We start from the raw sequence: 21,035 nt of genomic DNA on the forward strand, positions 1-21,035 counted from the left end.
TTCACGTTTTGAAATAGGGTTTATTCACACATGGGTAGCTTTAAAAGTTCCAAACTTCCATTTCAACTAGAAGGTCGGCTTTTAGAACTCGTTAAAAAAGATGGGTATAAGGTCAGGGGTCTGCGCTTAGCAACGGCAACGGGAGAGCTGTACATCAAGCTGAGCAAAGAAGCACGAGCCTCGTGTCGGCACGTTTTGACTCCGGGCGATTGGTTGCAACTGGTTGGTACTCAATCCCTGGACTACGAAGACGGTACGATTAAGTTCAAAGCAGTACACATTGGCTTGGGAGCAATGCCCTTGGTGCAACCTCCAGGACAAACGGCTGAATCTGTTCCTCCTGCACCCGCTGCAAAGCGGGAAACAGTGAAGTCTAAACCCTGTATTTTGGTGTGCCAAAAGTCGGATTGTTGCAAACGCGGAGGCAAGGCTGTGATGGCTGCTCTCCAAGCTGAATTGGGCGATCGCCAACTAGATGAGCACGTCACCATTAAGGGAACAGGCTGTATGAAGCAGTGCAAGGCTGGCCCCCATGTGGTCATGCCTGACAAGACGCGATATACCCGCATTCGACCCGACGAAGTCGCCCATGTTGTGGATCGCCACTTCCCTACATCTGTAAAAGTTCATTCAACGCCCTAGTCGATCGCCCCACCTTCAAGCCACGCCATAAACTAATTTGAATCTATAATCCTGAGCGCGCTAACGAGGGATGATATTTGTCAAAAAAACCTTGATGAGCAAGAGTTTCTGGCAAAGACTTGTCTTAATTCATTGTGATGAACCGGGCGATCGCGCTAGCTTTTGATTAAACCAATGAACGATAAAGAATATGGGAGCTAACAACTGCGAGGCGTCAACGTTGAAGTATCAACCTTGGCAGAGTTAGCTCCCATAGGGGAGATAGCAAACTGTTCAAAACTGTAAGTTATTGCTGCTTTAAAGAGCCGACAAATTAGCTTTTGTTACTATTGCTGCTCTTGCCACCTTTGCGGCCAATTTCGGACATGTGCTCTTTGTTTTTGCTGACGGCTTCTCCACCTTTCTTTCCGGCAGCACGGGCTTCTTCAGGGGTGAATTCATGGGCATGTCCGCTTTCATGAGCAGCTTGTCCGCCCTTGCTTGCAATCTCGCGTTGCTTGTCAGGATCCATTGAGGCAAAACCGCGTTTTTCAGTAGCCATGATGTTAAACTCCAGATCGTTTCAGGCTTACACTACAAACCTATCGGCTGCTGATGAGAAAACGGTCTGTCTAAGGGTTGAATCAATTTAATTTGAATAGCTTTTACTAACAGAAATTAACGCTGTTTTCGGAGGAGTAAATTAAGTTTTTCACTCTTTTTGGAGGATTATGCGATCGCGTTTGCGTCTTTTATTACGTTCGTTTTTGCAGATTTAAATACAAGATTTGCTTGAAGCTTTGATGTGCTGTTGCTAAGCCGTCGGGGCTTAGACCACTGTGTATCGGTCAGTACATTCAACCTAGGTAAATCATATTCATCAGGGAATTTGGACACTGACTTAGGATAGAAACTGAAGCCGTTCATGAATTTGAAAACGGTCGAGTTTGATCAGGCTTGCGATCGCATTGGTCTTAGTATTGCCCTAAACAATGTGGGATATGGATAAGCAGAAGTGCCCATTTTTGCGTGCGCAACGCACACGCAAAAATGGGCACTTCTGAGAGTTGCGCAGCGTGCAATCCTCAGAAAAGACTTTAACCGAAACTGATATTAAACAGGTAGGCATTTGGAAACGTATTTCGATTAATAGGCTGAATCCAAAACTAGCGATGGCTCTTGATCTTTCAGCGCCCATCAGCACAAAAAAAGAGGGGCGATCGCCCCCCAGAGTGTTTTCAATAGGTCTTAACCCATGAACACTTATGGCATTGGGTGGAATAGCAAATCGGGGAAGAACCGATTGAATTCGATAAGAATGCCTGCGGTGATGAACATCCACAGAGTCAACAGCACAGGGGCTGTAGAGAGATACTTGACGAAATACTGCATAATTACGCTCCAGAACCAAGCAAACAGGATGGACAATACGACAAAACAACGGACACCAAGACTAGCGAGGTGATACCGTAATTTCGTTGTCGGGAGCCGTGAGCTTACCAGAGGTAAACTCTGCAAGTGCTGCCAAAGGCCAAGTAAAGCCTGTTAGCATGATCCGGATTGCCCGAGGCACATCAATGATGATTTCGGACATTTCGGGAGATTTGTCGCCACGGACGGAGATAATATAGGCCCGACCAACCCAGCCAATCCAGCCTGCAATGTACAGGAAGAGAATGCTAGGGATGATGAATTCGCCCAAGTGAGCAATGCTGCCGTCCACAATTAAGTGGGGCAGGCCATCGGCTCCACACTGGAGTTGGGCATAGTTCTCAAAGCGAGCTTTGGCTTGCTCGGTTGCCGCTTTGGCAGCACGAGCCTGGAAGGAAGGATTGTCGCCACAGGTTGTCAAGTTGTAAGCGAGTGCAGGGGCTGCCAATCCCACCCAGAGGAAAAAGGTGGAAATGAGAGCAAACAATTTGCGCATGGAATTGTTTCCCTTTATTACGAAAAGCAAAGATTTTTGATGAAAAGATTAAGTTGTTTGTATGAAGGCATTCATACATCAGAGCAATCATACTCCTCAGGTGAAACCCCGTAAAGTTAAACTTTTAAAAGCAGAGAGGATTGCAAATCAAAATTCAGTGTTGATGCATGGAAATCTGCGATCGCCTGTCGGCTGAATTTTTTGAAACCCTCCCTCAGTCAGGTGTTTGCCATCTTCAATCAATTTCTTCGGGATAAGGAATGATGGACTCAATTGAAAAGTTAGATACACAAAAACAAATCTTTCCTTCAAAATTGAACTATATACTTTTGTAAATTATTTGATCGGATCGCCCGCAATTTTGGGATTGGTTAACTAATGTTACGGCCTGTTATGGATGAAGCCTTGAATTCACGCACGGCGGTGCTGCTAGGCAACCCATAAGTTGCGCTTGTAGAAGCCATTTTGAGGAGTCATGTTTGTGCACCAGGTTTGGGCGCAATGTTCACACAACGATGAGAGCTGTAGGAAGAAGGGATGGCGACGGTACTAGCATTAGAAACAAGCTGCGATGAAACGGCGGCAGCAGTTGTGCGCGATCGCACGATCCTTAGCAGTGTGGTGTCTTCGCAAATTGAGCTGCATCAGCGCTACGGTGGCGTGGTGCCCGAGGTCGCCTCTCGCCAACATTTAGAAACGATGAACTGGGCGATCGGCCAAGCGGTGGAGCAATCGGGCTGTACTTGGGCCGAAATTGACGGCATTGCGGCGACCTGCGCGCCGGGCTTGGTTGGGGCGCTCATGGTAGGGCTAACAGCCGCCAAAACCCTGGCAATGCTACGCCAAAAGCCGTTTTTGGGCGTGCATCATCTGGAAGGCCATATCTATGCGTCCTACCTAAGCGAACCCGAATTGAACCCTCCGTTTCTGTGTCTGCTGGTGTCGGGTGGGCACACCAGCTTGATCTACGTCAAAGACTGCGGCCAGTACGAGACGCTGGGCCAAACGCGAGACGATGCTGCCGGGGAAGCATTTGATAAGGTGGCGCGGTTGCTAAAGCTGGGGTACCCTGGCGGCCCAATCATTGATCGGCTAGCCATTGAGGGAAATGCTAAAGCGTTTGCTTTACCCGAAGGGCAAATCTCTTTGCCAGAAGGAGGGTTTCATCGCTACGACTCTAGCTTTAGTGGTCTTAAAACTGCTGTACTGCGCCTCACCCAAACCCTGGAAACGCGATCGCCAACGTTACCAGTTGCAGATATTGCCGCTAGCTTTCAGGCGGCGGTGGCACGGGCATTAACCAAGCGGGCGATCGCCTGTGCTCAAGACTTTGGCCTGACAACCATTGCGGTGGGGGGTGGTGTTGCGGCCAATCGGGGGCTGCGCCAGCATCTGACGGAGGCGGCAGAACCGTTGGGAATGCGGGTGCTGTTTCCTCCGCTCAAGTTTTGTACCGACAATGCTGCCATGATTGCCTGTGCAGCGGCTGATCATCTGAATCGAGGGCACACCTCTCCACTCACGCTTGGAGTGCGATCGCGCATACCCCTTTCCGACGTGATGCAGCTTTATCGTGAGCAAGGGTAATGCTTGGTGGCGATGGAGTGTTGTCGCTGTTCAATCAGGTGGTGTGTGTTTGCAACACATTCAGGATTGCCTGAGAAACCGCATCGGGTTGCTCCAACATGGCAAGGTGACCGCAGTCGGCAATCTCGATCACGTTTTCGCCACTGCAATCAAACAAATGGTGATAGCTAGCCAAATGCCGCACATACTGCGGCTCCATTACAGTGTCGCTTTGTCCAGCGATGAAATACACTGGCTGCTGCAATCGCGAAACCACCTGCGGTAGGCGATGCACCTCCTCAGCGGTGGTGGAATCGAGCAGCGTGCCCAATGCCGCTTGAGGATCGGCCACAACCCAATCTTGCATGCGCTGCCGACCCCAAGTGCGGGAGATCGGTCGAGCTACGTTCATGTAGGTCATCATGATGTCTAGCATGGGGACGTAGCATAACCACCGAGGCCGGAGCCTGACTAACTGCTGCCCGGCTGCCCGAAAGCGTTCAAACTCTTCTTTGAGATAGATGCCACCACCCGAGTTGAGGCAAATGACGCCTTTGACCTGATCGGGCCAGAGATCGGCGGCCCACAGGGCAATGCTGCCACCTAAGGAATGCCCAACTAGCCATACATTTGACAGATTGAGCTGTTGCAGCAAAATGCCCAGATCTTGGGCATAGTCGGCTGGGGTATAGCCCGATCCGGTGGGTGGCTCAACGGAGGTGGATGTAGCGATCGCCTGGCTAGTTGATTGACCCGGTGCGATCGCCAAATTGGAGCGAGTTAGGGCGACAGCACTGGCCGAAATAGCGGGTTTTGCGAACTCTTTGGCCGTTGGTCGATAGCAGGGCTGAGAGCCGCCAAAGCCGCGCAGATCGTACGTTAGACAAGAATAATGGGGAGCCAGCTGTTGAATGATTGGCTGCCAATAGGCGCGGCTCAACAGCCAACCATGCACAAACACCAACACCGGAGCCGTGTTGGTGGTCTCGGTTAGCTCGTAGGCGTGAGGGGTTCCCAGAACATCAACAGTGTCAACCATATCTCTATCGTATCCCGAAGTGCGCTGAATTCAATAGGTGTTGAACCCAGACTCAGTATGGGTTAAGCGCGATCGCACGCTCTGGTTTCTTCGGCCTCATCAGGGAGGGAGAATTTGCGCTGATAGAGACCCGCTCATGGGCCTGTACTCAGTGATGGGAGCGGGTGAGTTGGCCCGAAGGGGCGATCGCTCGATAAGCTCCAACTCCAACTGGACTTACGCAAGCCCACTAAATCTAGTGTGTTGGTGTTGTGGGTAGGGTGCGAAGCACCCTACCCACAACACCAAATGCGCAAGTCCATCCAAAACGGGTGCTTGTGGTTTGCCCAAGATTTTCACAAGGCTTCTCAGGTTTCTTTAATCTGTTCAGTGCAGAATAAGGTCAGTCCAGCAGAGGGTTTAGGGATGAGCGCTGTAGATCTGGCGACGATTTTGCACCCAGCGATCGCCGTTTTTTATGTATTTCCATTAATTGGTGTGGTGGTGTACTTTGCTTGGCAAACGCGCCAGCGCCGCCTGCAGGATAAGGAAAACAAAGGCAAAATTTCGCCGACTGTGGGTCCTCAGCATTTGCAAGTAGGCAAATGGTTGAGCGCATCGGTGGTGGGCATTGCCCTGTTGGGAATGGCGCAACCCATTGTGAAAAAGCTATTGATTGAGCCGGGCAACTGGGACGCAAATGCTGGCCGATTTGTGTTGATTGTGCTGTACTTCATTGTGACGATCGCCTCGCTGGTGTTGCTGTACCGGGCGCGATCGCTGCCGTGGCGGGCGGTATTTGCCACCCTCACCGGAATGGGCCTCATTATCATTGGGTTTCAAAAGTTTCAGGCGGGCGATGGCAATTTATACGATCTGGTGTTCCGCCGAGACTTTGAATGGCAAATTTCTCACTATTACTACGGCATGGTCGCCGCATTTCTCATGATCTTTTCGCTGGCGATCGTGCCAGACATCTACCGCGATCGCTCGTTGACGTGGCGCAAAGTTCACATCGTCCTGAACTGTCTTGCCCTGCTGTTTTTTATTGGCCAGGGGGTAACGGGCGCACGCGACTTATTGGAAATTCCGCTGAGCTGGCAAAAGCCCGCGATCGAGCAACTGTACATCAATAACTGCCAAACTCAGCCCTGCGAAGTGCGTCCGGTTGAACAGCCCCCTGCCGATGCTGGACAAAGCCAGTAGCGGATATGGTCAAAGGTGTCTCTCAAGCCGCAATTCAACGTGGGCAAGGTTCACATAAGCCATCATCCACGCCGAACCGGGCCTGCTGCAAAGGGGAACAGGCCCGGTTCGATGCTCGTGTTTTTTACAGGACTTATGCAGTTGAGTGATTGTTGGAGCGCTTAGCGCTCCAACAATCACTCAACCTCCTGGTTTTTCGGATGAAGTGCGTAAGCCCCATTTTATTTAGATGGTGGAACGAAGGTGATTCGCCTAGCCAAAACCATTTAGCTCATGTGCAGCGTAAAAAAGCCCTGAATCACCAGACAACGCTACGTCTGAGATTCAATCCGGGCTTTAGCTTCGGCTTCAAACCAGGCCACAACATCATCCAAGGTCAGCGCCTCAATGGGTTCACCTTTTGCGGCGGCGGCTTGGCGCAGGGGCCGCAGCGATGACACGACCAACTGTAAAAAGAAGCCTCGAAAGTTGGTGTCAAACCCTTTTTCGGGAGCCAGGTTGGGATCTTTATTAATCCAATCAGCGATTTGTTGAGTTTCCAAATTGGCGATCGCCACTCCAGTCGCTTCAGCCACGGCCTTGAGCGATCGCAGCGCATACACCGCCACCCGAGTTGAAAATCGATCACGAGCCGTCATCAGAGATTGATCGATTGCTGCACACTCCTCAGGCGACAAAAACTCAGCCGAGTCAGTCGAAAAATTGGTCATAACACTGCACCGGGGGCTTGGGATCTTCTGTTCATCTTACCGAGTTGCGATTCCTTCCTAGCCCTTCCCAAGGCTAGATTTGAGAAACCGCGCATCGAGAACGCACATCCAGCCTCTGAGGAAGAATCTAGGGCGATCGCCCAGATTGTGTCCCAAAACCAGTGAGTAACCCCCCGTGGTGTTTTACTTCGCCTGAATCAAGTAGCCACAGCGATGTTCGCCATTTACCAACCAGTGAGTGCGTTCTACCTTGCAATCTTGCAGCGCCATCTGAAACATCTCTAGCTCATTGCCACACACGCTGGGAAACGACTCGGCAATTTGCGAAATTGCGCAGTTGTATTCTGTAATGACAAATCCAGATGCATCGGCATTGACGCCGTTTGGCTCAACGGGATACCACTCGGCCATGTAGCCTTCTTGTTGCCGGAGTTCTACCAAACGAGCCACTCGCTCTTGCAAAGATCCAGAGCCAACCTGCTGGCAATACTCCAACGCTTTGCGCTGCCACTGCACTCGCAAAATATCCCGAACCTTATCTTTGCCAACGGTTTCGGCCAACGTGTCTAGCAGGGATAGCGCAAAGTTATCGTACTGAGCGGGTAGGCGATCGCGCCCTTTTTGGGTTAGCTGATAGAGATAGTTGGGGCGACCCATACCCTCCTGAAGCGCCTGGTGCTCAATGAGCCCCTCCTCTTCCAAATCTTTGAGGTGCCGCCGTACGGCCTGGGGAGAGATGCCGAAGTGCTCTGCGAGGTCATGCGCATTGGCATGTCCCTGCTTCAGCAAGTAATCCAAAATGTCTTGTTTGGTGGAAGGATGCTGGGTCGTTGTCATAGTGCCTCAACGGACGTGCCCTACCAGACACAGGACAGGCAACAAAATAGGAAGGGTCTAAACGGACTTATATCGTCAAAATACAGTCAAAACTCATGTGAACTAGACTTTGACAACTAGTTTGTTGCTAAAGTAGCTTACAATAAAGAAAAGCAACATGCGTGTTGTTTTTATGATTGACTTCATTATATAAAGTCCAGTCCATTTCTGCCGCCCGATCCGATGAGTACACAAGCAAATCCTTCTCAAGCTACCGACAAAAGCCTCGAAACCATGCGTAGCTTTGCCGAGCAATATGCAAAGCGCACCGGAACCTACTTCTGTGTTGATCCCGGCGTTACTGCGGTGGTCATCGAAGGCTTGGCAAAACATAAAGATGAATTAGGGGCGGCATTGTGTCCCTGTCGTCATTACGAAGACAAGGAGGCTGAGGCTAAGGCTACCTACTGGAATTGCCCCTGCGTCCCCATGCGCGAGCGCAAAGAGTGCCACTGCATGTTGTTTCTCATGCCAGACAATGACTTTGCTGGCGACCAGCAAGAAATTTCCTTCGAAGAAATCCGCAGTACCACCAATCCCCAAGCTTAATCAAATTGGCTGGTTGGATTCTTCGCTTTGCCTGTTGAGGAAGCTAAGGCGATCGCCCGTTACCTTCTGGATCATCTAGCCCTCAACAGCCCCGTTCCATCAAACCCCTAACCGCTTCAAGAGCACACGAGACGATGTCTACCTCTGTCAAATCGTTAGTTAACCAGCCCTACAAATACGGCTTCGTTACCGATATTGAGTCGGACACCCTGCCTCCCGGCTTAAACGAAGATGTAATTCGGCTCATTTCTGCCAAAAAGAACGAGCCGGAGTTCATGCTGGAGTTTCGGCTGAAGGCCTATCGTCAGTGGCTCAAAATGGAAGAGCCCAACTGGGCAGAGGTCGGTTACGGCCCCATCGACTATCAAAAAATCGTCTATTACTCGGCTCCCAAAAAGCAAGACAAGCTCAAGAGCCTCGATGATGTTGATCCAACCCTGTTGGAAACCTTTGAGAAATTGGGCATTCCCCTATCGGAACAGAAGCGTCTGTCGAACGTGGCCGTAGACGCCATTTTCGATAGCGTTTCCGTGGCCACCACCTTTCGAGAAAAGCTGGCCAAAGATGGCGTCATCTTCTGCTCCATCTCCGAAGCCATGCACGACTATCCCGACCTCATCCAGAAGTACCTGGGCAGCGTGGTGCCTGTAGCAGATAATTACTTTGCCGCGCTCAACTCAGCCGTCTTCACGGACGGATCGTTTGTATACATTCCCAAGGGCGTGCGTTGCCCGATGGAGTTGTCCACCTACTTCCGCATCAATAATGGCGACTCGGGCCAGTTTGAGCGGACGCTGATTGTAGCGGAAGAGAGCAGTCACGTTAGCTACTTAGAGGGCTGTACCGCGCCCATGTTTGATACCAACCAGCTACACGCAGCCGTGGTTGAACTTGTAGCTCTGGATAACGCCGAAATTAAGTACTCCACCGTGCAGAACTGGTTCGCGGGCGACGAAAACGGTAAGGGCGGGATTTACAACTTTGTGACCAAGCGCGGTCTCTGCCAGGGCAAGAACTCCAAAATTTCTTGGACCCAGGTGGAAACGGGATCTGCCATTACCTGGAAGTACCCCAGCTGTGTGCTGGTGGGCGATAACTCTGTCGGCGAGTTCTACTCTGTAGCGCTAACCAACAATATGCAGCAAGCCGACACGGGCACGAAGATGGTGCACATCGGCAAGAACACCCGCAGCACCATCATTTCTAAGGGAATTTCTGCTGGGCGCTCCAAGAACAGCTATCGCGGTTTGGTGAAGGTGGGGCCAAAGGCTGAAGGTGCCCGAAACTACTCTCAGTGCGACTCCATGCTGATAGGCGATCAGGCAGGAGCGAACACATTCCCCTATATCCAGGTACAAAACAACACCGCCCGGATTGAGCATGAGGCATCGACCTCAAAAATTGGGGAAGATCAGCTCTTCTACTTCCAGCAGCGGGGCATTTCGGCAGAAGACGCCATTTCCATGATGATCAGCGGCTTTTGCAAGGATGTGTTTAACCAGTTGCCCATGGAGTTTGCAGTGGAAGCCGATCGCCTGTTGGCCTTGAAGCTTGAGGGCAGCGTGGGCTAAGTTCCCTGGTTTTTACTGGTTTGCTTGTTTATTGCATGAGCCTGAGGGCTAGAGCGCAGTTAAGGAATTCAGCATCATGATTCGTGAAAACAGTGACATGATTTTGTCCGTTCGGAACTTGACCGCCGAAGTGGACGGCACCGAGATTTTGAAGGGTGTGAATCTGGAGGTTCGGGCTGGTGAAATTCACGCCATTATGGGCCTGAATGGATCGGGCAAGAGCACCTTCTCGAAAGTGCTGTCAGGTCACCCTGACTATGCAGTGACGGGTGGTGAAGTTTCTTACTTGGGGCAAGATGTGCTGGCGTTGGAACCCGAAGATCGGGCGCGATCGGGCATTTTTCTGGCATTTCAGTATCCGCTTGAGATTCCCGGTGTAAGCAACCTCGATTTTTTGCGCGTGGCCTACAACTCCAAGCGCAAGCACGAAGGACAGGAGGAACTGGATGCCTTTGACTTTGACGAGTTGGTGCGCGACAAGCTGGACGTGGTGAAGATGGATGCTGCGTTCCTCAGCCGTAGCGTGAATGAAGGCTTCTCCGGTGGTGAAAAGAAGCGCAACGAAATTTTGCAGATGGCGCTGCTGGAACCCAAGCTCGCCATTTTGGACGAAACGGATTCTGGTCTGGACATTGACGCGCTCAAAATCGTGGCTGAGGGTGTGAACCAGCTCTCCAACTCCGACAATGCCATGTTAGTGATTACCCACTACCAGCGCTTGCTCAACTACATTGTGCCGGACTACGTACATGTGATGGCCAACGGGCGCATCATTCGGACGGGTGGCAAAGAACTGGCTTTGGCATTGGAAGAGCGCGGTTACGATTGGGTGCTGAACGAAGCGGCGGCGGGGGTAGCTGGATGACTATTCAAATTTCTCCCGTGATGCTAGAACCGACCACTTCCAATGCGGCGATGAAGCGGAGTGCCTATGTGCAACGCTTACGAATGCTGGCCCAGTCTTGTTCGGCTGGGGTTCAGGGCTTAGAATCGCTGCGATCGCGCGCATTATCTCTGGTGATTGAGCAATCCTTCCCCACCACTCGTGACGAGGAATGGCGCTTTACCGATCTCTCACCACTGCTGGATCTGGAGCTGACAGTTCCCACTGATATGTCGGTTTCGTTGGATGCGATCGCACCCTGGATTTTGCCCGAGGCTGAATCCAGCCGTTTAGTTTTCGTGAATGGCGTGTATGCCGCTGACCTATCTGCCACCACTGGGCTAGCAGGGGTAACGGTTGCGCCGCTCTCCCAACTGTCGGAAGCGAGTGCGGTGATCGATCGCTATTTGGCACAGCAGCCCGGTGGCGAGGAGCTATTTACCGCGCTGAACACGGCCGGGTTGACCGATGCGGCGGTGGTGCTGGTGTCCCAGCATGCGGCGATCGCCCATCCTATTCATGTGCTGTTCATCTCTACAGGCGAACAAACGTTGGCTCAGCCTCGCTGCTTAGTGGTGGCAGACCCCAATAGTGCCGCCACCGTGATTGAGGAATTTGTGTCGCTCTCGGGCGATCGCGCTTTTACCAACAGCGTGACGGAGGTGTGGCTGGGCGAGAATGCGCAGGTTAACCACACTCGCATTCAGCGCGAGGCCAACACCAGTATCCATATTGGCAAAACGGTGGTGTCCCAAGCTCGGGATTCTCGCTACACCTGCAACGCCATTAGCCTGGGTGGGGCGATCGCTCGTCATAATTTGGAAATTCACCAAACGGGTGAAAACACAGAAACGGTGCTGAATGGCCTGTCGGTTGTACGAGGCAACCAGCTCAGCGATATGCACAGCGCGATCGCCCTCAGTAAGCCCCACGGGCGCACCAATCAGATCCACAAAACCATTGCCGATGATCGGGGCCATGTCGTCTTTAACGGCAAAGTATTTGTGCCGCAGCTCGCACAGCAAACTGACGCTGCCCAGCTCAACCGCAATCTGTTGCTGTCTTCCAAGGCGCGCGTCGATACCAAGCCTCAGCTCGAAATTGTGGCCGATAACGTGAAATGTACCCACGGAGCCACCGTTGGTCAGCTTGATGCTGATGAAGTGTTCTATCTCCAGAGCCGAGGCATTGATGCGGATAGCGCCCGCAAGTTGTTGGTTTACGCCTTTGCCTACGAAATTGTTGAGAAGATTCCTGTGGCCTCGTTGCAAGAGACGCTGACCCAACTCATCAACACTCCAAACGCTTAACGCTCCTTCGCTTTCACCCTCCTATGACCCTCGCACAAGAACGCACCCTCGCCTCCAAAGTTCGCGCCGACTTTCCCATCCTGCACCAGCAGATTCACGGCAAGCCGCTGGTGTATCTCGACAACGCAGCCACCTCGCAAAAGCCCAAGGCCGCGCTGGATGCGCTGATGCACTACTACCAGAACGACAATGCCAATGTGCATCGTGGCGTTCACACCCTGAGTTCGCGGGCCACCGATGGCTACGAAGGGGCACGCGATAAGGTGGCGGCATTTGTAAATGCAGCCAAGCGGGAAGAAATTGTGTATACCCGCAACGCCAGCGAAGCCATTAACTTGGTGGCCTACGCTTGGGGCAGCACCTTGCAAGCGGGTGATGAGATTATTCTGTCGGTGATGGAGCACCACAGCAACCTGATTCCCTGGCAGCTGCTGGCCAAGCGGACAGGTGTTGTGCTCAAGTTTGTGGAGCTGACAGAGACGCAGGAATTTGACTTTGAGCAGTACAAATCACTCTTGAGCGATCGCACCAAGCTCGTTTCGGTTGTGCATGTGTCCAACACATTGGGCTGCATTAACCCCGTCAAGGCGATCGCCGCCGAAGCTCATCGCTACGGAGCCAAAGTATTGGTGGATGCGTGCCAAAGCTTGCCCCACATGCCTGTGGATGTGCAGGATTTGGATTGCGATTGGCTGGTGGGTTCCGGCCACAAGATGTGCGCTCCCACTGGAATTGGCTTCCTTTACGGCAAGTTGGATGTGCTGCGGGAAATGCCTCCCTTTCTGGGCGGCGGTGAAATGATTGCTGATGTGTTTCTCGATCACTCCACCTATGCTGACGTGCCCCACAAGTTTGAAGCGGGGACTCCAGCGATCGCCGAAGCGATTGGCCTCGGTGCAGCGGTAGATTACCTGACGAGGGTGGGCATGGACAAAATCCACGCCTACGAGCAGGAGCTAACCCTGTACCTGTATCACCAGTTGGGCCAAATTCCCGAAGTGGTGACCTATGGCCCCAAACCCAATGCCGATGCCAGCAACCGCGCAGCGCTAGCCAGCTTCACCACAGGCACCGTCCATCCCCACGACCTGTCTACGATTCTGGATCAGGCCGGGATCGCCATTCGCGCCGGACACCACTGCACCCAACCGCTGCACCGCTACATCAAGGCCCAGTCCACGGCTCGCGCCAGCCTCTACTTCTACAACACCAAGGAAGAGGTGGATGTGTTCATTGCATCGCTAAAAGAAGCGATCGCCTTCTTCGGCGACATCTTCGGTTAGAACCTGTTCACGAGCAGAACCGATTCAGCCCGATACAAAATTCGGGTATTTTCTATGCGCTTAACTGCCACGATAGGTGCTGTAAGACCAGGGTGAGGTCAATAGCGGCACATGGTAATGCGCGGTCGAGTCAGCGATGCCAAACTGAATCGGCACTCGATTGAGGAAGGGTGGACTGGGCAACGTGTCGGGAAATCTGGCGAAATACTCGCCCACGTCAAACACCAGCTCGTAAACCCCAACGGTAAATTCCTCATCCATTAGCAGGGGTTCATTGGTGCGGCCATCGCCATTGGTGGTGATCTGCTTAAGTTGCTTTCTTTCGCCGGATTCGTTGATGGCCCAAAGCGCGATCGCCATTCCGGCGGCAGGGCATCCGTGGGCCGTATCGAGGACGTGAGTGGTGAGTTTTCCCATATGGTTGCTCGCTCGTTTGACTGAATTGGTGTTAGGACGAAAGGGGAGAAGCTAGTTGGCGATCGCCCGCAAAGCGCTGCGGCTGTCCCCAAATCACACGCTCCTGCTTGTAGATGACCATTCCCGGCTTTGCCCCTTTGGGCTTATACACATGGCGTGGCTCGGTGTAAATGACAGGCACCTGCTCGCTCTGGACGGCGCGGCTGTGGAACGCAGCCACATCGGCGGTGAATTGTAGATCGGCCTCCTCTGCTGGGTGACCGGGCTGGAGCCGCAGCAGCACATGGCTTCCTGGAATCTCCTGACTGTGGAACCAGAGATCGTAATCAGTCGCCAGCCGGAATGTTAACTCGTCGTTTTGGTGATTGTTGCGACCCACCCAAATTTCTAAACCCCCTGGGGTGGTGTACCGCCGAAAATTGGTGGCCGTGCGGCTGCGGCTGGACTGCTCGGATGTGGTGAGGTACTGCTGTTCCTCCAACTCCTCGCGAATTTCGTCGAGCGCTTCCAAATCGTCGGGGCTGGTGTACTCGCCCAGTTGCGCCAGGGCAACCTGTACCTGTTCTAGATAATCGATTTCGGACTGGGTTTCCTGTAACAGAGGTTCTAACGCTTGGCGCGATCGCCGTAGTTTCTGATGTTTTTTGTAAAGCGCCTGGGCATTTTGCACCGCATTCTTTTCGGGGTTGAGGGCGATCGCCACCGGGTCTCCCGTGGCAAAATCCTCTAGCGTAATGCGGGTCATGCCCGGTTCCCACAAATGCAAGTGCGCCATCAGCAAATCGGCCTGATCCTTGAGGCGATCGGCACTGTCGGATTGGTCTAACCGAGACTGAAAATCATTTAGCTTGATGTAGAGCTTCTTCAACACATTGACCAAACGCTGGCTGATTTGGTGCTTGAGCTGGCCAAACTCCTGTTGGTTGAGCCGATCGCGGTAGTACTGGCCCACCACCGTTTGCACCGAATCCACGGTTGCCGTCGAGTTCCAGCCCAAGACGGTGTACCCATCGGTTGTCCACGCTGGCTCAAAGGTTTCGTTACCAAGAGCTGTCAGCCATTGCCGCCAGTGATGAAACAGCCGCTCCCAATCGTCTGCTAGGAGTGTGTCAGTGGTGGCGTTGGCATCGACGTGAGCCGTTTGGCACATCGACAGCACTAGGGCAGAACTAAGCCCGCGATAGTTTTGCAACAGGGCACGCTTGAGGGGAATGGGCACAAGGGCAAGGCGATCGCGCCATCGTTCCAAGGATTCTTCCAGGCTAGGAGCGGCTTCCCTTAAAGCAGGCGGCACCTCGTAGGGTTGCCCAGTGAGCAAGGGGCGTACACTCGACTGCTGAGCGCTGACCTGGTGCGCAACCGTGACAATTTGCTGATCGGCAGTTGCGAGTACCACGTTGCTGTACTTGCCCATCACCTCAATGTAGAGATGCCACAAGGCCGGGTCGCCGGGTCGCCGGGTAAACTGAAAATCCAGCACCCGCTCCCAGGGCGCGATCGCCTCAATGCTCGATAGCGCCAATCCACTCAGTTGGTGTCGTAACTGTTGGTTAAAGGCAAACGTGTTGGGATCGCGGGGGGGCGCTTCATCAATGCAGACTCGCGCCGCTTGCGGATGCCAGGATACCGTCAGCCACCCCCGTTGGTCGATCGTACGCAGCGCAATGGCAATGGTGTAGCGATCGCGCTGATACACCTGCTCCACGCGGGCGGGTAACCAGTGCGATCGCAAATCTGCTGCGAGGGCAGCTAAGGTCGTGAAATCTACAGGTTGCACAGAATCTTGACCGGATAGACGCGAACGAACGGAGCGGAAAACTCGCTCAAGCTCTGATCCTAACTTGGGCTGTGAAGCTCCGGTTGGCAGTAGATGAGATTTGCCTAAAATTGCTGCGCTCGAAAAACGTTTCCGTCCCTTTGTTGAGAATCGCCCGATAGTACCTTGTTGGGCAAATTTTTTTCGATACCATTGAAATTAAGGGATTTTGGGACATTTTGCCCGATCTCAGAGCAATTTTTATGGATATTCGGCTCATCAACATTGGCTTCGGCAATATTGTATCTGCCAACCGCGTGATTGCCATCGTTAGCCCTGAGTCTGCCCCGATCAAGCGCATTATTAGCGATGCGCGCGATCGCGGCCAGCTCATTGATGCAACCTACGGTCGCCGCACCCGAGCGGTGATTATCTCTGACTCGGGACATGTGGTGCTATCAGCCATTCAGCCCGAAACGGTGGCAAATCGCTTTGTGGTTAGCAAAGATACTCATACGGATGACTAGAACATTGGCTTGAAAAAGGTTTGAAGAATCAGACTAGGGGAAGGTTGGCTTAAGAACTTGGCAAAAATCTTCCATTGTATTGGATGATAATTGTTTAACCATTTTGCAAACGGGGGAACTCATGAGCAGAGGCAGACTAATTGTCATTACCGGACCGAGTGGGGTCGGCAAGGGTACTCTGCTGAAATCGTGGATGAAGCGACATCCTGAGTTTTACCTGTCGATTTCGGTCACGACGCGATCGCCACGTCCGGGTGAAATGGATGGCAAACACTACTTTTTCCGGTCGCGATCGCAGTTCCATCAAATGGTAGAAAATGGCGACCTGCTAGAGTGGGCAGAGTTTGCTGGCAATTGCTACGGCACCCCTCGCCAACCTGTGGAAGATCAAATTCGCCGGGGTCAATCGGTCATTTTGGAAATTGAGCTAGAGGGTGCGCGCCAAATTCGCCAAACTTTTCCCGAAGCGTTGCGCATCTTTGTGCTGCCACCCTCGATGGAGGAGTTGGAACAGCGTTTGCGCGGGCGCGGGCAAGATTCGGATGAGGCGATCGCTCGACGGTTGGAGCGGGCCAAAGCTGAAATCGGTGCTGCGGGCGAATTCGATGTTCAAGTCATTAACGATGATTTGGAGGCGGCCCTGTCTCGCATTGAAGATGTGCTGTGTGCCCCGGTGTAAGTGCGGCGGCGGCTCATGACTTGAAAGCCCCGTGAATGTCGAAGCATTCACGGGGTTTTGTGTTTGTCATCTATTGGAGGGCAACACACTGATGCTGCTGCCCTTAGTGATAGATGGGATGCGCTTGAGATTTATTTTTTCTCGCGCTTGAGGTTCTCTTCTAGCTGCTGAATTTGATCTTTGCGTGCTTCAATTTCGAGCGATCGCCGATCGAGTTCTTGGCTTTTGAGGGTTAATGATTGTCGCCACTGCTCTGCCCGTTCCACTTCTTTTTGTAACAGTTCTGGAGTCATGCCTGAACTGAGAAACTCTTCAACAATGGTCAAAATCCACGGTTTTGCATCTTCAATGCTTTTGACCTTGTGTGCGCTTGAGATCTGAATCAGCACAAGCATCCCTTCCGGAAATGCCTCCGCTTCTGGCGCAAGAACAGTTTCCTCAGCGCTGAGCGTTGCCCAAAGATGCTCGGCCTTTTGGTGGGCCAGCAACCTTAGGCTTGTCGAACCGTCAGGGTCCTTTTTTTGCACCTGTGCCAGGTAAAGCATATAAGCAGCGATGTACAGAGTTCCCGAAGAAAACTACCCTCGTTGTAAAGTATAGCTTTAAGATTTGTTTGCGATTGAGACCAAGTGCCCTCTTTCTAGCGATCGCACAACTGTCCTAATCGAAATGGCGATCGCGATCCATGGCAAAACCTGCTGTCGCTTTTGAGGTTCGCTTCAAGTCACAGCAGGTTGGATGGAGTGAGTTACGCTGAACCGCGACAACTACAGTCGAGCAAGGCGATCGCGCAAAATTGTAGCTTGAGCCTGAGCCTCGGCCAACGAGTCGCGCACCCCTTGCACCACATCGGCTGGGGCACGATCCACGAAGTTGGAATTTGAGAGGCGATCGCCCAACGATTTTACTTCGTTCTCAGCCTTGGTCAAGTCTTTGGTGATTTTGGCGCGCAGGGCATCCACGTCCACCACCCCCGCAAGGGGAATGAGAACCTGCACGGTGCCCACCACCCCGACCAGCATTTGCTCAGCAGTTACAGCTTCGTCGGGTTGAGGGACTGTTGCAGGTACCTCAACAGTCGCTGGAGCGGTGCCTCGAATCGACTCAGGCAGGTCAATGGACTCTACAAAGGTTTCGGCGCGACCCGTAATTTCTTCGTATACCTCGCCCGCTCTGCGCCGCAGCTCTTGACGTGCATCGGCTTTGAGCAAATAGCGGTAAACAAACCACGTGCTGTAGCTCAACCCAACCAACTTGAGCAAGGGCGAAATCAAAATCAGGCCATCCACCGCACCCAAGACCGCCAGCGTCACTCGGGCCACAACGATTGCTGCAAAGAGCAAGCCCAGCGTCACAACGGGGTTGCGATATTGGCCCAACGATTCAAACTTAAAGTCATCAATGGCGCGAATGGCGGCTCGGGCAGCTTCGGTCGCGGAGTTCAGCGCTGGGTTTCCAGTCAACGGTATAGTGGCTGCAGTCGCTTTTGGATCGGGCTGAATGGTTAAGGTTTGCACTTTGGCCAAGTCTTGAATGTAGGTTTGGCCTGCTGTGAGGATTTGGCGCTCGCGATCGCTGTCACTTTGCAGAATGGCCGTAATCCGCACACCGGGTTTAATGTCAGCCTCGGCTCGCAGGTTGCGAATCGTGCGAATTGTGCCAAACAGCAGCTCAAACTGCTCATCCAATGCTGGGTCAATCAGCACGGTATTGGCCATTGGGTACTCAGAGGTTGCCAAGAGGGTTGCCGAATTAGCCTGATTTAGGGTTTGCCACACTTCTTCGGTAATGTGGGGCATAAAGGGATGCAGCAGTCGCAAAATACCGTCTAGCACATAAGCCAGCGTTTGCTGAGCGATTCGGCGGGCGGGCGATTCCTTATCCTGCAATCGCGACTTAGCTAGCTCAATGTACCAATCACAAAAATCACCCCAAATGAAGTCGTACAGCCCCTTGGCTGCTTCGCCCATGCCGTAGTTTTCTAACGAATTGCGGGTTTGCTGGACGGCTTGGTAGTAGCGCGACAAAATCCAGCGATCGGCCAGGGTCAACTCTGCCGGATTGGGCTGCCCCAGTTGGGCAGGCGTTTGCCCATCCAGGTTCATCAGCACAAAGCGGGACGCATTCCACAGCTTGTTGGTAAAGTTGCGCGAGGCTTCCACCGATTCCGATTCATCGGTTTTACGGTTGTAAGCCAGGCGAATGTCTTGGCCCGCTCCGGCCACTTCACGAATCAGGGTGTAGCGCAGGGCATCGGTGCCGTATTTATTGATCAGCAGCAGCGGATCAATGCCATTGTTGGCTGATTTCGACATCTTCTTATTGTTTTCATCCCGCACTAGACCGTGGATGTACACCGTGTCAAAAGGGATGTGATCGGTAAAGTGACCTGCCATCATGGTCATGCGGGCCACCCAGAAGAAGATGATGTCGAACCCAGTCACCAGCGTAGTGGTGGGATAGTAGCGCTCCAGATCCAGGGTTTGCTCTGGCCAGCCCATGGTGGAGAAGGGCCACAACCCCGACGAAAACCACGTATCCAGCACATCGGGATCTTGCTCGATCTGCACGCCTTCGCCAAATTGCTCCACTAGCTTTTGCCGCGCTTCGTCTGCACTCATGGCCACCACAAACGGTGTGCTGTCGGTAATGGAGCCGCCCGTTTCGCTGACGGCATAGTAGGCAGGAATTTGGTGCCCCCACCACAGCTGACGAGAAATACACCAGTCACGCAGGCTCACCAGCCAATCGCGATACACCTTGGTCCAACGCTCGGGTACAAATTTGGGTTCGTTGTGGTTATCTAGCCGATCCAAGGCTTTGTCGGCTAACGGGTGAATTTTGACAAACCACTGGGTCGAAAGCAGCGGTTCTACGGGAACTTTGCCGCGATCGCTGTAGGGAACGGTGTGCTTGTAGTCTTCAACGCGCACCAAAAAACCTTCGTCTTGCAGGCGGGCTACCACCTGTTTGCGCGCCTCGAAGCGATCGAGCCCCACAAATGGCCCTGCATGGTCATTCATTGAGCCATCTTTGTTCATTAGGTTAATGAACTCCAGGTTGTGGCGCTTACCCATCTCAAAATCGTTGGGGTCGTGGGCAGGGGTAACCTTTACGCAGCCTGTCCCAAAGCTGGCATCCACATACTCATCAGCAATGATGGGAATTTCGCGGTTCATGATGGGCAGGCGTAGCGTTTTACCCACCAGCGCCGTGTAGCGCTCATCATTGGGGTTGACCGCAACCGCCGTATCGCCCAGCATCGTTTCGGGGCGAGTGGTCGCCACTTCCACAAAGCCTGAGCCATCCGTCAAGGGATAGCGAAAATGCCAGAGATTGCCGTCTACCTCTTTACTTTCTACTTCCAAATCGGACACGGCGGATTGACTGGCAGGACACCAGTTCACCAAATACTTGCCGCGATAGATCAGCCCTTCTTGATACAGTTGGGTAAAGGCGTGCAATACCGCATGAGAGAGGCCCTCATCCATGGTGAAGCGCTCACGGCTCCAGTCCACCGATACGCCCAATCGGCGCAGCTGATTCACAATTGTGCTGCCCGATTCTTCTTTCCAGGCCCAGGCTCGTTGCAAAAAAGCATCGCGGCCAATATCGTTCCGAGTTTTGCCTTCTGTCTTGAGCTGCTTTTCCAAAATGGTTTGCACGGCAATGCTGGCGTGGTCGGTGCCCGGTAGCCATAGGGTATTGCGCCCAGTCATACGGTGGTAGCGCACTAGAGTGTCGATTAGGGCATTTTCGAAGGCGTGGCCCATGTGCAGACTGCCCGTGACGTTTGGCGGTGGAATGACCACGACATAGGGATCGCCAGCGGCGTTGGGGTCTGCCTTAAAGACATGATTCTGCTCCCAAAACTGCTGCCACTTCTGCTCGGTTGTGGAGGGATCGTATTGGCTGGAGAGAGTTGGAATGGATGCAGTCATGGACGGCTATGCAGAGACAAAATTACTCTTCTTAACGTTACTAGAATTTTGTAGTGTTGGCGCAGGGTTGCCACCGAAGGCGATAAGAATTTGAGGCGGGGTGCTGGGTTTGCAATTCTCGCCTGTAGTGCTTCATGAGGGTTCATGCGTCAGGATTGATGTGTTTGGTTGGGGTGATGTGTGGTGAGATACGGT

At 52.8% G+C, this 21,035-nt stretch carries 20 protein-coding genes; 10 read left to right on the top strand and 10 right to left on the bottom strand.

Annotated features, from left to right (window positions below; translation table 11 throughout):
• Window positions 1-30 precede the first annotated feature (30 nt).
• Complete coding sequence (locus tag ACQ4M4_RS03390; protein ID WP_430683052.1) at window positions 31-642, top strand: (2Fe-2S) ferredoxin domain-containing protein; 612 nt, start codon at window positions 31-33, stop codon at window positions 640-642.
• Window positions 643-955: 313 nt separating this feature from the next.
• On the opposite strand, the gene ACQ4M4_RS03395 is transcribed toward ACQ4M4_RS03390, so the two are convergent.
• From ACQ4M4_RS03395 to ACQ4M4_RS03405, 3 genes are all read right to left on the bottom strand, one after another.
• Window positions 956-1,183, bottom strand: coding sequence for a KGG domain-containing protein (locus ACQ4M4_RS03395; RefSeq protein ID WP_430683053.1), 228 nt, complete (start codon window positions 1,181-1,183; stop codon window positions 956-958).
• A gap of 701 nt (window positions 1,184-1,884) precedes the next feature.
• Complete coding sequence (gene psaJ / locus ACQ4M4_RS03400) at window positions 1,885-2,013, bottom strand: photosystem I reaction center subunit IX (RefSeq protein ID WP_430683054.1); 129 nt, start codon at window positions 2,011-2,013, stop codon at window positions 1,885-1,887.
• A gap of 61 nt (window positions 2,014-2,074) precedes the next feature.
• Window positions 2,075-2,548 (bottom strand): Photosystem I reaction center subunit III, encoded by a 474-nt coding sequence (locus ACQ4M4_RS03405; protein ID WP_430683055.1) that lies wholly within the window; start codon window positions 2,546-2,548, stop codon window positions 2,075-2,077.
• A 537-nt stretch (window positions 2,549-3,085) separates the two neighbouring features.
• Here ACQ4M4_RS03405 and tsaD point away from each other — a divergent pair.
• On the top strand, window positions 3,086-4,135 hold the full coding sequence (tsaD, locus tag ACQ4M4_RS03410) for a tRNA (adenosine(37)-N6)-threonylcarbamoyltransferase complex transferase subunit TsaD (RefSeq protein WP_430683056.1): 1,050 nt from the start codon (window positions 3,086-3,088) through the stop codon (window positions 4,133-4,135).
• 34 nt (window positions 4,136-4,169) lie between these two features.
• On the opposite strand, the gene ACQ4M4_RS03415 is transcribed toward tsaD, so the two are convergent.
• On the bottom strand, window positions 4,170-5,153 hold the full coding sequence (locus tag ACQ4M4_RS03415) for an alpha/beta hydrolase (RefSeq protein ID WP_430683057.1): 984 nt from the start codon (window positions 5,151-5,153) through the stop codon (window positions 4,170-4,172).
• A 405-nt stretch (window positions 5,154-5,558) separates the two neighbouring features.
• On the opposite strand from ACQ4M4_RS03415, the gene ACQ4M4_RS03420 reads away from it, so the two are divergent.
• The gene (locus ACQ4M4_RS03420; RefSeq protein ID WP_430683058.1) at window positions 5,559-6,338 is read left to right on the top strand and encodes a DUF4079 domain-containing protein; all 780 of its coding nucleotides are present in this window, start codon (window positions 5,559-5,561) and stop codon (window positions 6,336-6,338) included.
• 311 nt (window positions 6,339-6,649) lie between these two features.
• Here the strand turns inward: ACQ4M4_RS03420 and ACQ4M4_RS03425 are convergent, their stop codons facing one another.
• Window positions 6,650-7,048 (bottom strand): hypothetical protein, encoded by a 399-nt coding sequence (locus ACQ4M4_RS03425; protein WP_430683059.1) that lies wholly within the window; start codon window positions 7,046-7,048, stop codon window positions 6,650-6,652.
• 183 nt (window positions 7,049-7,231) lie between these two features.
• A complete protein-coding gene (gene sufR, locus ACQ4M4_RS03430; RefSeq protein ID WP_430683060.1) occupies window positions 7,232-7,885 on the bottom strand; it encodes an iron-sulfur cluster biosynthesis transcriptional regulator SufR in 654 nt (217 codons plus the stop codon).
• Between the two features lie 222 nt (window positions 7,886-8,107).
• Between sufR and ACQ4M4_RS03435 the strand changes: the two genes are divergently transcribed.
• The 5 genes from ACQ4M4_RS03435 (at window position 8,108) to ACQ4M4_RS03455 (ending at window position 13,520) form a co-directional block, all read left to right on the top strand.
• Window positions 8,108-8,473, top strand: a complete 366-nt coding sequence (locus ACQ4M4_RS03435) for a ferredoxin-thioredoxin reductase catalytic domain-containing protein (protein ID WP_430683061.1) — start codon at window positions 8,108-8,110, stop codon at window positions 8,471-8,473.
• A 134-nt stretch (window positions 8,474-8,607) separates the two neighbouring features.
• Entirely contained in the window at window positions 8,608-10,044 is a 1,437-nt protein-coding gene (sufB, locus tag ACQ4M4_RS03440) for a Fe-S cluster assembly protein SufB (RefSeq protein WP_430683062.1), read from the top strand.
• 76 nt (window positions 10,045-10,120) lie between these two features.
• Window positions 10,121-10,909, top strand: coding sequence for a Fe-S cluster assembly ATPase SufC (sufC, locus tag ACQ4M4_RS03445; RefSeq protein ID WP_430683063.1), 789 nt, complete (start codon window positions 10,121-10,123; stop codon window positions 10,907-10,909).
• Window positions 10,906-12,237, top strand: a complete 1,332-nt coding sequence (gene sufD, locus ACQ4M4_RS03450) for a Fe-S cluster assembly protein SufD (protein ID WP_430683064.1) — start codon at window positions 10,906-10,908, stop codon at window positions 12,235-12,237. Before sufC ends, sufD begins: the two co-directional genes overlap by 4 nt.
• A gap of 23 nt (window positions 12,238-12,260) precedes the next feature.
• The gene (locus ACQ4M4_RS03455) at window positions 12,261-13,520 is read left to right on the top strand and encodes a SufS family cysteine desulfurase (protein ID WP_430683065.1); all 1,260 of its coding nucleotides are present in this window, start codon (window positions 12,261-12,263) and stop codon (window positions 13,518-13,520) included.
• A gap of 60 nt (window positions 13,521-13,580) precedes the next feature.
• On the opposite strand, the gene uraH is transcribed toward ACQ4M4_RS03455, so the two are convergent.
• Both uraH and ACQ4M4_RS03465 read right to left on the bottom strand, forming a co-directional pair.
• Window positions 13,581-13,937, bottom strand: a complete 357-nt coding sequence (gene uraH, locus ACQ4M4_RS03460; protein ID WP_430683066.1) for a hydroxyisourate hydrolase — start codon at window positions 13,935-13,937, stop codon at window positions 13,581-13,583.
• Between the two features lie 31 nt (window positions 13,938-13,968).
• The gene (locus ACQ4M4_RS03465) at window positions 13,969-15,714 is read right to left on the bottom strand and encodes an Rqc2 family fibronectin-binding protein (protein ID WP_430683067.1); all 1,746 of its coding nucleotides are present in this window, start codon (window positions 15,712-15,714) and stop codon (window positions 13,969-13,971) included.
• A 242-nt stretch (window positions 15,715-15,956) separates the two neighbouring features.
• Between ACQ4M4_RS03465 and remA the strand changes: the two genes are divergently transcribed.
• Window positions 15,957-16,220: an extracellular matrix/biofilm regulator RemA gene (gene remA, locus ACQ4M4_RS03470; protein WP_430683068.1), complete on the top strand. Its 264-nt coding sequence runs from the start codon at window positions 15,957-15,959 to the stop codon at window positions 16,218-16,220.
• A gap of 121 nt (window positions 16,221-16,341) precedes the next feature.
• Window positions 16,342-16,899, top strand: a complete 558-nt coding sequence (gmk, locus tag ACQ4M4_RS03475) for a guanylate kinase (RefSeq protein ID WP_430683069.1) — start codon at window positions 16,342-16,344, stop codon at window positions 16,897-16,899.
• 131 nt (window positions 16,900-17,030) lie between these two features.
• Here the strand turns inward: gmk and ACQ4M4_RS03480 are convergent, their stop codons facing one another.
• Together ACQ4M4_RS03480 and ACQ4M4_RS03485 are read right to left on the bottom strand one after the other, a co-directional pair.
• Window positions 17,031-17,444: a hypothetical protein gene (locus ACQ4M4_RS03480; RefSeq protein WP_430683070.1), complete on the bottom strand. Its 414-nt coding sequence runs from the start codon at window positions 17,442-17,444 to the stop codon at window positions 17,031-17,033.
• 222 nt (window positions 17,445-17,666) lie between these two features.
• The gene (locus tag ACQ4M4_RS03485; protein ID WP_430683071.1) at window positions 17,667-20,840 is read right to left on the bottom strand and encodes a valine--tRNA ligase; all 3,174 of its coding nucleotides are present in this window, start codon (window positions 20,838-20,840) and stop codon (window positions 17,667-17,669) included.
• Window positions 20,841-21,035 lie beyond the last annotated feature (195 nt).

This window comes from Leptolyngbya sp. AN02str (assembly GCF_050565595.1).
Taxonomy (GTDB): domain Bacteria; phylum Cyanobacteriota; class Cyanobacteriia; order Elainellales; family Elainellaceae; genus Kaiparowitsia.

Coding starts and splice junctions, on each gene's coding strand:
- ACQ4M4_RS03390 (WP_430683052.1), top strand. CDS start 31: ATGGGTAGCTTTAAAAGTTCCAAACTTCCATTTCAACTAGAAGGTCGG.
- ACQ4M4_RS03395 (WP_430683053.1), bottom strand. CDS start 1,183: ATGGCTACTGAAAAACGCGGTTTTGCCTCAATGGATCCTGACAAGCAA.
- psaJ (WP_430683054.1), bottom strand. CDS start 2,013: ATGCAGTATTTCGTCAAGTATCTCTCTACAGCCCCTGTGCTGTTGACT.
- ACQ4M4_RS03405 (WP_430683055.1), bottom strand. CDS start 2,548: ATGCGCAAATTGTTTGCTCTCATTTCCACCTTTTTCCTCTGGGTGGGA.
- tsaD (WP_430683056.1), top strand. CDS start 3,086: ATGGCGACGGTACTAGCATTAGAAACAAGCTGCGATGAAACGGCGGCA.
- ACQ4M4_RS03415 (WP_430683057.1), bottom strand. CDS start 5,153: ATGGTTGACACTGTTGATGTTCTGGGAACCCCTCACGCCTACGAGCTA.
- ACQ4M4_RS03420 (WP_430683058.1), top strand. CDS start 5,559: ATGAGCGCTGTAGATCTGGCGACGATTTTGCACCCAGCGATCGCCGTT.
- ACQ4M4_RS03425 (WP_430683059.1), bottom strand. CDS start 7,048: ATGACCAATTTTTCGACTGACTCGGCTGAGTTTTTGTCGCCTGAGGAG.
- sufR (WP_430683060.1), bottom strand. CDS start 7,885: ATGACAACGACCCAGCATCCTTCCACCAAACAAGACATTTTGGATTAC.
- ACQ4M4_RS03435 (WP_430683061.1), top strand. CDS start 8,108: ATGAGTACACAAGCAAATCCTTCTCAAGCTACCGACAAAAGCCTCGAA.
- sufB (WP_430683062.1), top strand. CDS start 8,608: ATGTCTACCTCTGTCAAATCGTTAGTTAACCAGCCCTACAAATACGGC.
- sufC (WP_430683063.1), top strand. CDS start 10,121: ATGATTCGTGAAAACAGTGACATGATTTTGTCCGTTCGGAACTTGACC.
- sufD (WP_430683064.1), top strand. CDS start 10,906: ATGACTATTCAAATTTCTCCCGTGATGCTAGAACCGACCACTTCCAAT.
- ACQ4M4_RS03455 (WP_430683065.1), top strand. CDS start 12,261: ATGACCCTCGCACAAGAACGCACCCTCGCCTCCAAAGTTCGCGCCGAC.
- uraH (WP_430683066.1), bottom strand. CDS start 13,937: ATGGGAAAACTCACCACTCACGTCCTCGATACGGCCCACGGATGCCCT.
- remA (WP_430683068.1), top strand. CDS start 15,957: ATGGATATTCGGCTCATCAACATTGGCTTCGGCAATATTGTATCTGCC.
- gmk (WP_430683069.1), top strand. CDS start 16,342: ATGAGCAGAGGCAGACTAATTGTCATTACCGGACCGAGTGGGGTCGGC.
- ACQ4M4_RS03480 (WP_430683070.1), bottom strand. CDS start 17,444: ATGCTTTACCTGGCACAGGTGCAAAAAAAGGACCCTGACGGTTCGACA.
- ACQ4M4_RS03485 (WP_430683071.1), bottom strand. CDS start 20,840: ATGACTGCATCCATTCCAACTCTCTCCAGCCAATACGATCCCTCCACA.